Origin of the sequence: Clostridium cuniculi (genome assembly GCF_004353185.1) — a bacterium.
Taxonomy (GTDB): Bacteria; Bacillota; Clostridia; order Clostridiales; family Clostridiaceae; genus Clostridium; species Clostridium cuniculi.
Genome location: NZ_SMUS01000010.1, coordinates 38,953 through 56,129, shown reverse-complemented (window position 1 = coordinate 56,129; position 17,177 = coordinate 38,953). Strand labels below are relative to the sequence as shown.

General features: G+C 25.7%; 9 protein-coding genes and 1 pseudogene. All 10 read left to right on the top strand.

Features of this window, described 5'->3' with window-relative positions; translation table 11 throughout:
• The first annotated feature begins 33 nt into the window (after positions 1-33).
• The 10 genes and pseudogenes from EJJ37_RS06750 (at position 34) to EJJ37_RS06705 (ending at position 17,134) form a co-directional block, all read left to right on the top strand.
• A complete protein-coding gene (locus EJJ37_RS06750; RefSeq protein WP_133014835.1) occupies positions 34-1,641 on the top strand; it encodes a hypothetical protein in 1,608 nt (535 codons plus the stop codon).
• Between the two features lie 12 nt (positions 1,642-1,653).
• Entirely contained in the window at positions 1,654-3,627 is a 1,974-nt protein-coding gene (locus EJJ37_RS06745) for a coiled-coil domain-containing protein (RefSeq protein ID WP_133014834.1), read from the top strand.
• Positions 3,627-4,670, top strand: coding sequence for a hypothetical protein (locus tag EJJ37_RS06740; RefSeq protein ID WP_133014833.1), 1,044 nt, complete (start codon positions 3,627-3,629; stop codon positions 4,668-4,670). Before EJJ37_RS06745 ends, EJJ37_RS06740 begins: the two co-directional genes overlap by 1 nt.
• On the top strand, positions 4,657-9,888 hold the full coding sequence (locus tag EJJ37_RS06735; protein WP_133014832.1) for a DEAD/DEAH box helicase: 5,232 nt from the start codon (positions 4,657-4,659) through the stop codon (positions 9,886-9,888). The genes EJJ37_RS06740 and EJJ37_RS06735 overlap by 14 nt, the downstream gene beginning before the upstream one ends.
• 115 nt (positions 9,889-10,003) lie before the next feature.
• A pseudogene (locus EJJ37_RS06730) lies at positions 10,004-10,504 on the top strand (hypothetical protein); the annotation flags it as partial.
• A 252-nt stretch (positions 10,505-10,756) separates the two neighbouring features.
• Entirely contained in the window at positions 10,757-11,017 is a 261-nt protein-coding gene (locus EJJ37_RS06725) for a CxxCxxCC domain-containing protein (protein ID WP_133014830.1), read from the top strand.
• 1 nt (position 11,018) lies between these two features.
• Positions 11,019-12,113 (top strand): hypothetical protein, encoded by a 1,095-nt coding sequence (locus EJJ37_RS06720; RefSeq protein ID WP_133014829.1) that lies wholly within the window; start codon positions 11,019-11,021, stop codon positions 12,111-12,113.
• Positions 12,106-13,560, top strand: a complete 1,455-nt coding sequence (locus tag EJJ37_RS06715) for a hypothetical protein (RefSeq protein ID WP_133014828.1) — start codon at positions 12,106-12,108, stop codon at positions 13,558-13,560. The genes EJJ37_RS06720 and EJJ37_RS06715 overlap by 8 nt, the downstream gene beginning before the upstream one ends.
• A 459-nt stretch (positions 13,561-14,019) precedes the next feature.
• Positions 14,020-15,324 (top strand): DUF262 domain-containing protein, encoded by a 1,305-nt coding sequence (locus tag EJJ37_RS06710; protein ID WP_133014827.1) that lies wholly within the window; start codon positions 14,020-14,022, stop codon positions 15,322-15,324.
• Positions 15,325-15,328: 4 nt separating this feature from the next.
• The gene (locus tag EJJ37_RS06705) at positions 15,329-17,134 is read left to right on the top strand and encodes a DUF262 domain-containing protein (protein ID WP_133014826.1); all 1,806 of its coding nucleotides are present in this window, start codon (positions 15,329-15,331) and stop codon (positions 17,132-17,134) included.
• The last annotated feature ends 43 nt before the right edge of the window (positions 17,135-17,177 follow it).

Here is a 17,177-nt window from a genome sequence, read left to right as displayed (position 1 = left end):
ATATTATTATGAATGTTTTTGAAAGGATAGATAATGGATAAGGCATTTGAAGTAGACATTAGAGGAAATGAAAAAATTGTGACAGCCGAGGATATAAAGAAAAAAATAGGTAACACTGTTTCAGTAAAAGATAAGAGATTCTTTTGTCCGCAATGTGGGGAATATTTATCTTTTGTAAGAAAAGAAAAACATAAATCTTTTTTTAGGCATACAAAATTAAATGAAGATACAAAAAAATGTGAACTTAGAATTCAAGGTAGTGAATATAGTTCTTTATATGAAAAACATGGATTAAATATATATATTAAGAGAAATGACCAAATGTATACATTAGCGATAGGATTTCGTAGAGTAAAAAGTAAAGACTTAAATTTTTTAAGTAGACATAATATATCGTTTGATATAAGAGATAATAAGGGTATATGTTTAAGTAAATATTTTTTTAATGAGTGTAATTTTTTGGAAAATGAAATCACGTATAAGGATATTAATGTAATATCAAGTAAATATTATTTAAATTACAGTTCTCCTATTGCCAATAATATTATGAAAAAGTATTGGGGAAATGAAATTGAAGGTATTAATAAGTGTATAGGGTTATTTACATATGGTGAATTAGGTGGAAGGTATATAAGAAAGAATGAAGAAATAGTAATAAATGGGTATTATTATTTAATTTCAAAATCAGTTTCTTTTTTAGATAAATATAGTAATAATATAATGTGTGAAAAAATAGGAGAAGTGAATATAGGAAATAGTTTATTTATTCCTAAATACAATGTGTATAAAATAAAATTTATTCCTAAAAATGACTTAGAATTTATTGATATTAAAAATTTTTGTAAAAAAGAATTAAATGTTAGATTAGTTAAGAATAAAAATAAAATTATAACTATTTGGCCTCCTATAATACAAAATGATAATGATGAATATTATTATTTAGAAACAGATACTATATCATTAATATTTAATAGTTATATTGAAAATTCTTTTTTGACATTACATGATGATTCTTTAAAGTTAGATAAATTAGGATATAAAATTGATTCAGAAAATTATATCCATTTTTTTAATGATATAGATGAAAAAATAGGTATTAGCTATAATGGTAATGATTATATGATTAACAAAATTTATAGTAGGTATGAAAATGATATAGAAGAAGTTATTATATCAGTATTATTTAAAGATATAAATAATAATATATTGGAATTTGGAGAAAATTATAGCTTGCCTATTGAAGGTAAATTAAAAGTTGAAACTAATTTTAAATGTATTATTATTCATAGAAAAAAAGATAATCAAGTGAAGATACATAAATTAGAAAATAGTAAGGCATGTTTAATAAATAATATTGAATTTGGTGATCAAGTATTTATTGAAGGAGTTTGTTATTCACAATTTAGTATATATTTTAATAAAAAAGAGATAAAAATTAATAAAGAGATTGATGATGATATACTATTTAAAAATTTAATTAATTCTGGAGGTATAGTAGTTAAAACTCCATTAGAAATAAAAAGTTTTTTGCTAAAATTACCTCAGCATAGTAGAAGTTTTAATTTAATAAAGAAATATATATTTGAAAATAAGATGCCTAGTATGGCATTAAAATATTTGAAGAAATATTATTTAAGATAGGATGATAAAATAATGAAAAAATTAGGAGTAGAATCGGTAAATTCATATAATGATTTTATACAAAGTTTAGATTATGAAGTATTTGAGAGAATAATAAATATTATTTCAATAAAAAGCATTAGGATGTTTTTGAAAAAAAATCCAAAATGTAAACCTAAAATATATCAGTCATTCAGGGTAGAAAGTATAACTAAAAAAATGATTGTTGATTCATTTTATAAAAATATTACTATTGATAAAAATATGAAGTTAATTTCTTTTATTTATACATCAATAAAAGAAATATTATTAAAGGTTGATAATACTTGTAAAGAAAAAAATATTACTTTAGATAATATATTGAAGAAGGAAAATGAATTGAATACTTTAATAGATATATTATTAGAAAGTAGTTTTGATACAGATATAGAATTATATTTCATTATTAATAAAATAAAATTAACTTTAAAAGCCAAAAAAGAAATAAATTATATTTGTGAATTGAAAAGAAAAATTAAAGAGAGAGAGAAAGAAATTGTAACTAAAATACAAGCTCAATATAAAGAAAAACAAGAGGAATTGAAGAAAGAGAAGGAATATATAATAACTAATCTTGAAGCTGAAATAAAACAATTAAAAAATGAAAAAAAAGAATTAGAGTTTAATAATTTAATTATAATAGATAACCTAAAAGAAGAGTATGAAACAAGAGAAAAAAATTATAAATATCGAATAAAAGACATTGAAAAAAGTTGTAATAAGTTAGAGAAAGAAAAAAATGAAGAGAAAAAAAAGTTTGATAAAGAATTATTAAATGAAAAAAATAAAATAGAGCAATTAAATAAAAGATATATAGAAAAAGTGAAAGAACTTGAAGAAGTAAATTTAATAATAAATAAAAAAACTATTGAGTTTAATAATGAGTTAGAGGATAAATTTAAAAAAAATAATTTTAAATTAATCAAAGAAATAGAAGTGAAAAAAAATGAACTTGAAAATATATCTAAAAAAATTCAAGAATTAAAAGATGAGAGTGAAAAAATTAATAAAAAGAAATTACAGTATGAAAATGATATTGAATATTTAGAAAAAAATTTATTAATAAATATTAATAAAATAAAAGGTTTAATTGGAGAAGTGGGAATTAAGGATAATTCAAGCTATATACATAGTATATGTGAAAAACTAATACTCGGCGAAGTATATAATACTTCCGATATAAAAGACTTTATTTATGATTTAGAGGTGAATTTGGAAATTGCAGGTATAGAATCTAAATTTAAAGGAAATTTAGCAAAGTATTTAACTGCGATAATGGTATCTAAAACCCCAATAGCACTTATTGGATATAACTCAAGAGGGGTAGCAAAGGCGATTTCTACAAGTATGTATGGACAAGCACCTGAGATAATAAATTTATCGCAAAGAACAGAAACATGTGAATCATTAATAAATCATATTAATAAATCTTCTAATAAAGTAATTTTATTAGAAAATATTATAGAAAGTTTTAATGAAAATATATATTTACCAATAGTAAAAGCGATAAAAGATAAAATAGTGTTATTTTCTATGGAAAATTCTGATAATATCCATATTATAAATAGAAGTATTTTTAATTATATAATTCCAATTGATATTGAATATGTAGGTGGATTATCTAAAAATGAAGAAATGATTATATCATTAGTTAGTGATGGCATTTTAGATATAAGCAAAAAAAATGTAAATTATTTTTATGAATTAATTTCAAATAGGTATGATAATATAAATGTCATTAATAAAGTAATGAAATATATATTATCTAATGCAATTAGCATTATGAATGAAACTTATAAAATAGATATAGAATTAGTATTTAATATAATAGCTCAATATACAATATATCCATTAAGTAAAAATAAGGGAAGAGTTAATAGTTTTATAGGTTTATTAAGAGAAAAGAAAATAGAGTCATATACATTTGAAGAATTCATTAATTATATTGAGAAGGAATGTGGAATTTAGTGGATAATATAAAAAATATATTGATAAAAAAAATATCAGATGATATAAATGTTTATTCATATAATGAAGAAAATAATAAAGAATATATAGCTAGATTGTTATATTCAGCAATATCAATACATATTAGACTATGTATATTAGATAAAGAAGTATTAGATAAAAAAGTATTTAAAAGTAAGAAGTATTTATTATCTAAAGGAGAAGAGTTATTAGAAAAGTTTTTATTAGTATTTCCTGAAGTTCGAAAATGGTTTTATAATGAAAATAATAAAGAGTCACCTATAGTAACAATAAGAGATAGATTAGCGAGAAGCGGTGATATAATTTCTGTTGGATTTAATACAGATTTTGGGATTCCTAAATCTAGTTTTGTAAATATATCTTCAAATAGTAAACTTATTAGAGGTATTGGTAACGTAAACTTATTTAATATTGCAGGATTATTATTTATAGATAGAAATAAAGGAAATTGCAATAATATAGATTTTAAAGAAATAAATAAATTTTTTAATTATGATATGGAAAGGTTAGAAAATGTTTATGTTACATATTTAAATAACCCTATGAATGAAATTAAAGAAAGTAATCAATTAAAAGTATTTAATAAATATGGAAATAAGTGTTTATCAAATTGTTGGAGTGATGTTATTAATTTAAAAGATAATGATATTACTATATATAAATATAATGATTTTGATTATGGATTTATTAAGAAAAAAGATAGTAGATTATTTATTTCATCAATAAGTAAATATGATATAGATAGATTAGAAGTACGAAGATATATGTTAAATTTAAAAAGTGAATGTGCAAATCCTAGTATAGCCTACGTTAATAAAGTTAGTAAAGGATATGTACAGTTAAAATTAACAAATAAGTTACCGGCTATAGAAGAAAGTATTCTATTAGGCTTGGGATGGCCTAAAAGTAATATTAGTGATGTTACAAATTTATTATTTAAAATAGAAGTATGGGATTATATTAAATTAATTTTAACTAGTTTGAAGATAAGGATGGTTGAATATAAAGATGGAGAGGTATAGTGTAAATAGTACTCATAATGCTTTAAGAAATAAATTGAAGGATTATATTATTGCTCAGTATTTAGGGGAAAGTCAATTATTAATAGAAGCGTGTAAAGATAAATTAGAAAAAGAGGGAATTCTTTATTCTAAACCATTTATTGAGGCTAATCCATCATATAAAGTAAGAGAGAATGGAGTTGTAAATGCTAATATACCAGAAAATATTAAAAATATATTATTAAATATGATTAAAAATAATTTAGGGGTATATAAAAATCCATACGAGCATCAAATAAAGGCTTTAGAAAGTTTTTATAATGGAAAGAATACATTTGTTGCTACAGGAACAGGTTCAGGAAAGACAGAATGTTTTATGTGGCCAATGATTAGTAGTATTATAAGTGAAGCAAAAAATGTAAGTTGGGAACAAAGAGGAGTTAGAGCTTTAATGCTTTATCCAATGAATGCTTTAGTATCCGATCAAATTGGAAGATTAAGAAAAATGATTGGTGATAGCGAAGGTAGGTTTTTAAGTTTCTTTGAAGAATTAAATGGTCAAAATGTAAGGCGTCCACAATTTGGTATGTACACAGGTAGAACGCCATATCCGGGAGAAATAAATTTAGAGCAGGATAAAGATCTAGCAAAAACTTTAGAAACAGATTTATTGAAAAAAGACGAGAGTATTAAGAAGAAACTTATAGAAATAGGAAAGTATCCATCTAAATATAATTTATCAGAATTTGTTGAGAATTTAAAAAATGGAAAACATGTTACTGATGATAAGGATGCAGAATTGATAACTAGACAAGAAATGCAGCAGTTGTGTCCAGATATATTAATTACAAACTATTCAATGCTTGAATATATGTTAATAAGACCAAGGGAAAATAAGTTGTGGGATGATACTAGACAATGGTTAAGTTTAGATGAAAAGAATAAATTAACTATAATTATTGATGAAGCACATATGTATAAAGGAGCAGCAGGAGGAGAAGTTGCATTACTTATTAGGAGGTTATTAAATACTTTAGGAATACAAGAAAAGAGAGTACAATTTATTTTGACTTCGGCTAGTGTTCCTAAAGATGGAGAATATGATATTAATAATTTTATAACAGATATTACAGGATGTGATATTAATGATATTAGTATAATAAATGGTGTACAAGCTACAATAAATTTTGAGGCTTCTAAAAAGTGTGATATTAATAAGCTTGCAAATATTAATGTGGATATTTTTCAGTGTGAAGAAGATGAGCGTATAAATTCTATCAAGTACTTTGCTAAACAAATGGGGGAGAATGTTAATTTTAATAATTACAATGAATGTGAGCAATGGCTTTATAGTTATTTAGAAAATTTAGAACCAATGATGAAAATATTAAAGGCATGTAGAGGGTCAGCTAAAAGCTATGAATATTTAGCTGAAAATATATTTCCTAATGAAGAAAGGGAAAAAGCAAGAAGAGCTGTAGAAACGTTATTAGCAGTATCTCCTTTAGCTAAAAATAAGGATAAACAAGTATTATTTCCAGCAAGATTACACATGATGTTTAGAGGAATTCAAGGAATATATGCTTGTAGTAATCCTAATTGTTCTGAAGGGGTGTCATCAGAGGGAATTTCAATAGGAAAGATTTTTTTAAACTCTAAAAAAGAGCTTTGTGATTGTTGTGGATCCAAAGTATATGAACTAGTTAATGATCGTAGATGTGGGGCATTATTTTTAAAAGGATATATGTATAGTAATGAATATAGTGAGAAATTTATATGGAATTCACTAGGTGAACAATATGATGAAGCTTTTAAGGAAGTACATTTATATATTATTCCTAGTAATTTAAATTATAAAAAATCTAAAGATATTAGGATAGGATGGTTAAATTCATTAACAGGAAAGTTATATGAAAATGATAATTATGCAAATAATGAAGGGTTTATTCATGTTGCATACGAGAATAAAGAGCAAAAAGGAAAACCAGGTGTATTAACATATTATATTTGTCCTAAATGTAAGAAATCACATTTAAATGTTACTGATTTTATTACAAAGGGAAATGAATCATTTTATAATTTAGTATCTGAACAGTTGCATATACAGCCACCAACTATATTTAAAGAAGAATTAATAAAAAAATTCCCAAATGCTGGAAGGAAGGTTTTGCTATTTTCAGATAGCAGACAAAGAGCTGCAGGATTAGCTAAGGACTTAACTAAGGCAGCAGATGATGATGCAATAAGAAAAGTTATTGTATTAGCAAGCAAAAAATTGGGTGAATGGGCTAAGAATAATAATAAAGCTCCAACGATGGAGCTATTATATGTTGCATTTTTAGAAGTAGCATATAATAATAATTTAAAATTATTTTATGGTAAAGATGAAGAGATATTTAAACGTGATATTGAAAAAGTAAGTGAAAAAATAAGAAGAGCAAGAAGAAGAAATAGGGAAATTGAATATGATGAGTTAAATGAGGAATTTAATAATAGACCGGGTTTATATAATCAGAGTATTCTTAAATTATTATGTAGTAGTTATCATTCATTATCCGATATAGCTTTATGTTATGTATATCCATGTAGTAAAAGATTACTAATAGAAGTAGAAGATGATTTAGATGATGAAGAGGTTGAGTTAAGCACAGAGGAATTTTGTGATTTGTTTGCAATATGGGCAAACTTAGTTATGAAAGATAGTTATGCACTTGGTGATAAAATTGATAATGAGATAAGAAGAAATATTAAGGCGAGTAATTTTGAAAGATTTGGTATAAAAAAAGATAAAAATATTAATAGAACTATAAGAGTTATTCTTGGAAGTAGAGGTTATACTGAAGAGCAGATAAATTTAATTTATAAATGTTTCTTAAAATTTACTAATAATTTAGGTAGAGAAGAAGAGGTATTTTTAAATTTAAATGTAATTAAATTAATCTGTGCTGATTTAGAAAAATGGTATCATTGTAAGGAGTGTTCAGGCGTTTTTAGTAAGAGTATATGGGGAATGTGTTCACACTGTGGTTCTAAACATATTAAAGAGATGGGATCAGAAGATTTTGGAAGATTAAGTTTCTGGAGAAAACCTGTTTTAGAAGTTATTAATAATATAAATGATAAAATTACAAGTATTAACACAGAAGAACATTCAGCACAACTATCGCATAAGGATCAAAGACAGAAGTTATGGTCTACCACTGAAGACTATGAAATGAGGTTTCAGGATGTACAAACTAATGATGATGTGCCAGTTGATATATTAAGTTGCACAACAACTATGGAGGTTGGAATTGATATTGGTTCATTAACAGCAGTTGGATTGAGGAACATTCCTCCTATGAGAGAAAATTATCAACAAAGGGCAGGGAGAGCAGGAAGAAAAAGTGCATCTATTTCAACAATTGTAACTTATACAGATAATGGACCTCATGATAATTATTATTTTAATAATCCAGAAATAATAATTTCAGGGGATGTACGAAAACCTTGGATAGATATTGAGAATAGTAAATTGGTTTATAGGCATTTAAGTATTGTATTAGTAACGAAGTATTTCATGCAACAAGGAATTTCTATTGAGGAGATAGGAATTTCTAGTTTTTTTGAAACAGCATATGAAGACTTTAAGAAGTATGTTAAAAGTTATTCTTTAGCTAAGAATGAAAAAAATATTTTAATACCAAGAAATATAACAATTGACTTTAATCTTTTTAAGAATGATTTATTGAAGAGGCTATATGAAGTTAAGTGTAAAGTAGAAAATAATCCAAATGACTATAATGATGAAAATAATAATCAAAAATCAGTTTTAGATGTATTATATGAGGAAAGTATATTTCCAACATACTCATTTCCTAAAAATGTAGTAGGATTTTATATTGAGGATAAAGAGGGAAAAAGGATTATACAAAAGCCAGATAGAGCATTAGATATGGCTATTAGTGAATATGCTCCAGGAAGATTAATAGTAGTTGATAAGAAAACATATAGATCAGGTGGAATATATAGTTATCATTCTAAGTTCTTAACAGGTAATTATGATAAAGCAGCAAGAACATATTTTGAAAATAGAGATTATTATAAGACAGTTTATTATTGTAATAATAAATTATGTGGATGGTTTGATATAAGTTCGCCTAAGGATGGAAAATGTCCATTTTGTAAGGGAGCAAATATTGGTGAAAAAAATATGTTAAAACCATGGGGATTTGCTCCATTAAATGCAGATAGTATTCCTGAAGCGGAAAGTGATAATGAAATATCATTTGCACAAGAACCATGCTATTCAACAACACCAAATCAAAATGATATGAAAGAGTTTGGATGTAATAATATAAGAATTGCTAGAAGAGAAGATCAAAAGTTAATAATATTAAATAATGGGCCTAAAAATAAAGGATTTAAAGTATGTAAAGATTGTGGAGCTGCAGTACCTGGAGCGCAAGAGTTTAAGAATGTAAAGAGACCATATAAACATCCAAGAGGTTATATGAAGAAATGTTCACATAGAGATATTGCAGATGTAGTTTTAGGAACTAATTTTATAACGGATATGGCTGTATTTGAATTCAGGATTGACAAAAATTTTATTAATTGTGATTTAAATGAGTTTTGGTTAAAAACTTCAGCAACTACTGTGACAGAAGCTATGATTTTAGCTTCTAGTAGATTGTTAGATATTGAATTTAATGAAATTAAAGGTGGATATAGAATTAGAGAAGGCAATGAAGAATTATATATTGATATCTTTTTATTCGATAGTTTGTCAAGTGGGGCTGGATATAGCTCAGAAATTGCATTAAGAGCAAATGAATTAATAATGAGTAGTAAAAAATTATTGTTAGAATGTAAGTGTGATACATCTTGTCATCAATGCTTAAATCATTTTTGGAATCAGCGAGTTCAGAGTATGTTAGATAGAAAAATTGGTTTACAATTAATTGAATGGGGTATTGAAGGAAAAATTGCTAATGAATTAACTTTATTAGAACAAGTTAAAATATTTAAACCAATAAAAGAGATTTTAGAGATTGATAATAATTGTATTATAGAGGTAAATAATAAGATACAAATATTATATAATAATAAGAAAACTAATATATATATTTATCCAGTTATGTGGGGGAAGGAAAATAAGTTAATTCCAAACAATGCAATTGTTTTATCAGATAGAATTGTATTAAAGGCCTTGCCTAAGGCGGTAAAAAAAGTTAGAGATAGTTTAATTAAGAATTAATAATAAATTAATATTTAAAACCTATAGAGGGGAGAAATGATATTATAATTACATGGAAATTTAACAACGAGGAAGTATTAAGTTAAATAGGTAAAGTTAAAAAACATTAGAAGAAAATAAGTGGGAATATGTAACTTATACTGTAAAGCCTGATGGAATTGTTGTATATGTTAATGGCGATGAAGTAGGTAGAGATAATAAAGATATATCAGTTTGTTTTAAAGATAAATTCTTAGCTTTAATAACAGATGTTATAATTGTAAGTGGTAACATTTGGGGAGATGTGGATATATCAAATGCTAAATTTGACAATATTACAGTTTTCAATACAACATTGTCTGATAAGGAAGTTGAAGGTCTTTATAATAGTGAAGTAAAGACTGAAAATGAGAAGGATAGAGTTATTGAAGATAATGGAGATAAGCAAGAGGAGAAAGATGAAAGTAATGCAGGAACTTCTTCTGATACTGATAAAAAAGATGAATCTGTTACTTCAAAACCAACAAATAATCAATCTGAGTTACCGCAAATAGGTGTAATGAGTGGAATATTTACATTATGTATTGAAGGAGTTGTGACAGCTGTTGGTGGAGCTAGTTTAAAAGGTAAGAAGTAATATTGAAAGTTTTTTATAAATAACTATAAAGAATAAAGGTTCTACGTTTTGTAGGGCCTTTATTTTGATGAAAAGATACTTATATAGAAATACAAATATAATATTTATTTAAGAGAATTAAATAATTAATATAGCTAGACAAAATACGACAAAAATAATTTTTTTATTGATCTATAATATAATTAAGAATGAAATTATCTTAGTATATAATAGTTTATTCTTTTGTAATATAGAATTGAAAGTAGTGGAAATATGACAAATATAAAATTTCAATGCGATAAATGTGGAGTATGTTGTACAAGATTGAATATGAATAGTATATATTCTGATTTGCATGATGGATCAGGGGTATGCAGATATTTTAGTAAGGAATCAAGATTATGTTTAATTTATGATAATAGGCCAGATAAGTGTGATGTAATTAAAATGTATAAATTATTTAAAGATAAATTATCTTTAAAAGAATATATAGAAATAAATAAAATAATGTGTGATAAACTAAGGAGGTTATAAAATGGCAGTACCATTTATTTTAGCAGGTTTAGCGGCAGCAGCAGGAGTAGCAGGAGTAGCGAAAGGAGGAAAGGCTATATCAAATAATTCTAAAGCAAAAGAATTAGTTGAAGATGCTGAATACATATATGATAGAGCAAAAAATGAACTAGAGACGCAAAAAGAAGATACAGCAAGGCAATTAGAAGTATTGGGAGAATTAAAATTAAAAGCTTGGTCAGAAGATTTAGGGAAGTTTATAAATGTATTTTCTAATTTTAAAAATGTAAGATTAGAAAATGAGGTTAACTTAGATAATATACTGAAAGCTAATATTAAAAATGTTGGAGATTTAAAAGTAATAGAGACAGCTGCATTAAAAGCGACAGAAGTTTTAAAAGGTGGAGTAGGATCTCTTAGTGCAGGAGCATTAGCGGGAATTGCATCATATGGTGGAGCAATGATGTTTGCTTCAGCTTCAACAGGAACAGCTATTGCATCTTTGTCTGGAGCAGCAGCAACAAATGCTACCTTAGCATGGTTTGGTGGAGGTTCATTAGCAGCAGGAGGTCTTGGAATGGCAGGTGGAACACTTGTGTTAGGAGGAATCGTTGCAGGTCCTGTATTAGCAGTAGCTGGATTTATTATGGCTGCAAAAGCTGAAGAAAATTTAGCTAATGCAAGAAAAACTTATTCAGAAGCTAAACATGCAGTAGAGCAAATGGGAATAATGAAGGATTTTTTAGTAAGTGTTGAAAATATAGCTGAATTATATACGGATTTCATAAGTAATTTTAGCAATATATATAAAAGTATGCTTATAGAGTTAGATAATATACTGAAAATATCTACAGAAAAACAAAGTAAAAAATTAATAAATCGTATTAAAAAGTTTTTGAGGATAAAGTTTAAGATAGATTTTAATCTATTAAGTGAAAATGATCAAAAGTCTTTACAGGTAGCTTGGTTACTAACCCAAATATATAATGCAGTATTAGCAGCGCCTATATTAAACAATGAAGGGAATATAGATGAAAATGCTGAAAAAGTTCTTGAAGCAGCAACAGAATCAACAATTAAGTATTTAGGTGAGCAAGGAGAAGAAATTGTTGGATAGAAAAAAGAAGAATAATAATGATATATTAAATTTTTCGGAATATCAAATTGGAAATTTGTTATCGGAAAATTTTCAAAATGGAACTAATGCAAGTTTTTATGGCATGGATTTATTATTAAAAAAATCATTGCAAATAAAGAATGTAAATTATGAACAAGCTAAGGGAAATTTATTTGAATATATTGAGGCTGCAAAGGTTAATAGAAATCTTGCTAATGCAGGGATTAACCGTAGATTTGTTGTAACAGATGCAAAAAAAGAATGGGGTGGATTAGGTGAACCACATGCACCAGATGACTTTAGACTATTTGAAGGTAATAAGGTAATTGGAAAAGGAGGACAAGCTAAGGTTAATAATAATGTAAGAGATACAGCTAGTGCAGATAAAGGGATTTCTAATACAAAATATGAAGGAATGCAAAGAGTTATAGCTAGTGATAAATATGATGATGTAGTTAGGCAGTTAGATATAAAATTACAAAATGGTGAAATATCTAAGAGTATGTACGAAGATGTGAAAAGAAATTTAAGAGAGCAAGGGCTTACAGAAGATATAAGTGGAGTATCTTCAGGAGGAACAACTACATCAGAGTTAAAGAGTGCCTATGATGATATAGATAGTTATATTAGGAATTTTGAAAAAAATCAGGTTATAAAAGAAATAGGAAACACTACAATTAATACTGCAGCTGCAAGTATGATTGTTACTGGAATAGTTTCAAGTACAACTAATATTATTGATGTATTACAAGATAAAAAGGAGTTAAATGAGGCAATTAAGGATTTAGGAGTAGATGTAGTTAAATCAGGAGCAAGAGGAGGAATAACAGGTTTTCTATCTTCAACATTAAGGATTGCTTCTCAAAAAGCATCTATACCAGTTTTATCTGATGGTAGTGCAGCGACAGCTCTTGCAGGAGGGTTAGTTGATTGTGGCGTTTCTGTTTATTCATATGCTAAAGGAGAAATAAGTTCAGAAGATCTAGTTGAAGAAATGAGCAATACAGCTATAAAAACAGTATCTACTATTTATTTGACTAAAGCAATACAATTAACTTTAGGAAATACACCGGCATTTCTTCCAATGATGATATATACTACAGCGAGTTATGTAGTAACAACTTGTAGAGAAATAATAAAAAGTACTAAGCTAAATGCATGCGAGTATAATAGAATAGCTAGTTTATATGATGAAGCTACAGAAAAATTAAAAGAGTATAGAAAAAAAGTTAATTATCAATTAGAGAAATTTGAAGCAAGAGAAAAGGAAATGTTATCTTCATTTATTAAAACTTTTGATTATAATATGAAAACAGGAGAAAATTATGATAATGCCTTAATGGCCATAACAATGTTTTCACATAAATATGGATTAAAGTTACAGCATGTTGATTTAAATGATTTTAAAAAGGCGATGATAAATGATGATGATTTTATATTGAGGTAAAAAAATATTAATATTAAAAACTTATTAAAGAAAAAATAAAAGTTAATGTTTAAAAACAAGAATAGTAATTTTAAAAAAGTTAGATTATAGAATTAAGGTACTTACAAAATGAATTAATAAGTATATTATATACATTGTTAACAAGATCAAGAGAGGGTGTTTATATTTATTGTAATAAAGAGGTAACTGAAATAATAGCTAATGTCAATACAAATTTATATAATTTTATTAAGTAAGAAAAAGTATATGAAGAAGTATAAGAACATATAGTATTTTATTAACAGATAATAGTTTAGGGCTAAATATTTAGATGATAAATATTCGCCCTTTTTTAATTTAGTATTCTAATTTAATGTAACTAATATATTTAAATATTGAATAATTATGGTTATAAGTCAAATAAAAAGCTTAAATAGTTATAGAAATAATATTATATATATCTAGAGAAAGGATGAAAAAATGGCATTAATTAAAGATGAATTATCAATTTTTACAATTAAAGATCTATTTCAATTGAAATTAGCTATTCCAGAATATCAAAGACCATATAGTTGGAGCGTATCATCCACAAATACTTTGTTTATGGATATTTATGAGGCATATAAAGAAGGTGTAAATGAATATAGGCTTGGTTCTGTAATATTACATAAGAATAATGAAGTTTATAATATTGTAGATGGACAACAACGTATTACTACATTGTCAATTTTACTTTATTGTCTTGGATATGGAGAGTTAGGGTTACTAAATGAGCGTTATAATTCTTTTTCAGAGAATGTTATAATAAATAATTTTCAAATATTAAAAAAGAAAGTTTCTGAACTTAAAAGTAGGGAAAGCTTTAAAGATTATTTGTTAAAAAATTGTACTTTAGTTAAAATAGTAACTGATGAAGAACAAGAAGCATTTCAGTTTTTTGATTCTCAAAATTCAAGGGGAAAGGAATTGGCTCCTCATGATTTACTAAAATCTTATCATTTAAGAGAAATGAATAATGAAGAAGAAGATTTAAAAAATAAGATTATTAGTATTTGGGAAAATGAAGATCAAGATAATTTAGAAAAATTATTCAGAGTTTATTTATTTCCTCTAACTCAATGGTATAAGTGGAGAAATGGATTAGGTTACTCAAGTAAAGAGATTGGGGCATTTAAGGGAATTAAAACTAATAATATTTATAATTATGCTATATATCAAAAGGCTTCAAATCTTTTTATAGAACAAATGAATAATAATGGTAGTGTAGAAATTTTAGCTACTAAACCTTTAAATCAATTTCAATTAACTCAGCCATTAATTGCAGGAAAAAGATTTTTTGCATATACCATACATTATGCTGAGTTACTTGAGAAGATTAAAAATAAGATTAAGGACTTTCACAGAGATATTAATGAAATTCCTAGTAAACGTACAGGAGATGTTTATATAAAGGAACTTTATGAAAGTGTGTTATTATTTTTTGCAGATAGATTTGGCATTGATTCAATTACCGATACAGTGATGAAACAATTATATACTTGGAGTTATTCCCTTAGATTGGTTATGGCAGCAATATATCCAGAGACTATTAATAAATATGCTATAGGAAAGCATGAGAAAATTAATGAAGGAATAGACATTTTTACTAAAATTAGTGAAATGAATGCTCCAGAAGAATTAGAACTTATTATTTTTAAGAGAGTAGATAAAACAGAAATTACAAAAAATAATTGGGGAAAATATGAACATATATGGAAATTTTTAGAAAAAGAAAATGGGTGGTAAGAATATGAATAAAAAATTAGAGATATTACAAGTATCAAGATTATTTAATAATGTAAAGTATGAAATTCCTATATATCAAAGAAATTATGCTTGGGGAGAAAATCAAATTCAACAATTAATTGACGATATTTATGATTCCAATGGAACATATTTTTTAGGTAATTTAATTGTAAATCAAAAGAATACAGGTGTTTATGAAGTAATTGATGGACAACAACGTCTGACAACTTTATACTTACTAGAAAAATATTTGAATATGGATTTTTTTAATGGTTCCTTATGTTTTGAGGCAAGAGAAAAATCAAATCGTACACTTTCAATTATAGGAACAGAAGAAAGAAGTAATCTTTTAGATGAACTACAATCTAAAGAACTTATTAATGGTTATAAAATGATTGAAGATTATTTTAAGAGTAAAATGATTAAGAATCAAGATTTCAGGGAAAAACTAGATAACGTACAGTTAATTCGTATTCAAGTACCACAAAATATAGATTTAAATCATTATTTTGAAATTATGAACACACGTGGTGAACAATTGGAGTTACATGAAATAGCAAAAGCTAAACTACTTAGTAAGCTATCAACAGATGAGGATAAAAAGGCAGGAGCACTTATTTGGGATGCTTGCTCTAACATGGATTCATATGTACAAATGAATTTTGACTCAAAAATAAGAAAAAGTCTTTTTACTAAAGATTGGAGTGGACTAAAATCAGAAGTTAGCAATTTTGATAAGGTTAAAGAAAAAGTTATTGATGAAGAAGAATATAGCTTATTTAATTCTAGTAGAACGTTAATTGAAATTTTACAAAATCCACAAACTCATAAAAATGATGCTTCTAAAATTTCTGAAGAAAATGAGAGGTTTGAATCTATTATTTCTTTTCCTAATTTTATATTGCAAGTAAATAAGACAATATCAGAAGATAATGAAAATGAGTCAATGTTAGATGATAAAAATTTCTTGAAAAATATAGAACTAAATTGGGATAATGAAGAAAAGGCAAAGAATTTCATATATAATTTATTAAAGTGTAGGGTTTTGTTTGATAAATATATTATAAAAAGAGAGTTTACAAAAGATTATAAGGAGACTGGTAAATGGTCATTACAACGTTTAGAATCTTACAAAGATGAGAAAAGGGGAAATTCGTTAAAACCAAAATATATAGGAACTTTTGGTGGAGATGATAATAATAACAAACAGCTAAGAACACTTCAATCTTGTTTACGTATTACTTATACATCACCTAAGACTATGCATTGGATTTCATTAGTATTGAGAAATTTAATCAATGATAAAAATATTAATATACTAAAGTTATTAGAAGACTATTGTGTTAAAAAAGTAAAAGAGTCTGATTATGAACAAGCTAGTGGATTTGGTTTTGAGCGTATTGTTTTTACTTATCTTGACTATATTTTATATAGGGATGGATATTCATATAAAGGAAAATCAATAATATCAAAATTAGATGATGATTGGTATTTTCAATTTAGAAATTCAATAGAACATTTTTATCCACAGCATCCAATCGATACAGAATCATTTATGAAGTGGGAGGATGAGGAGTTGAATAGTTTTGGAAATTTAGCTTTAATAACTGTTTCTGGAAATTCAAAATTCTCTAATTTACCTCCAGAAGGAAAGGTAACTTCATATAAAGGAATTATAGAGCAAAGTCTTAAATTAAAAGTAATGAAAGAGATGATTTATATTAATGATGGTATATGGAATAAGGAGATTGTGGCTATACACAAAGATGAAATGTTTAACATACTTAAAAATGGACAAAGTCATATATAAACTAAGAAAGTTATAAATAGTCATTAGAATATTTATAAATATG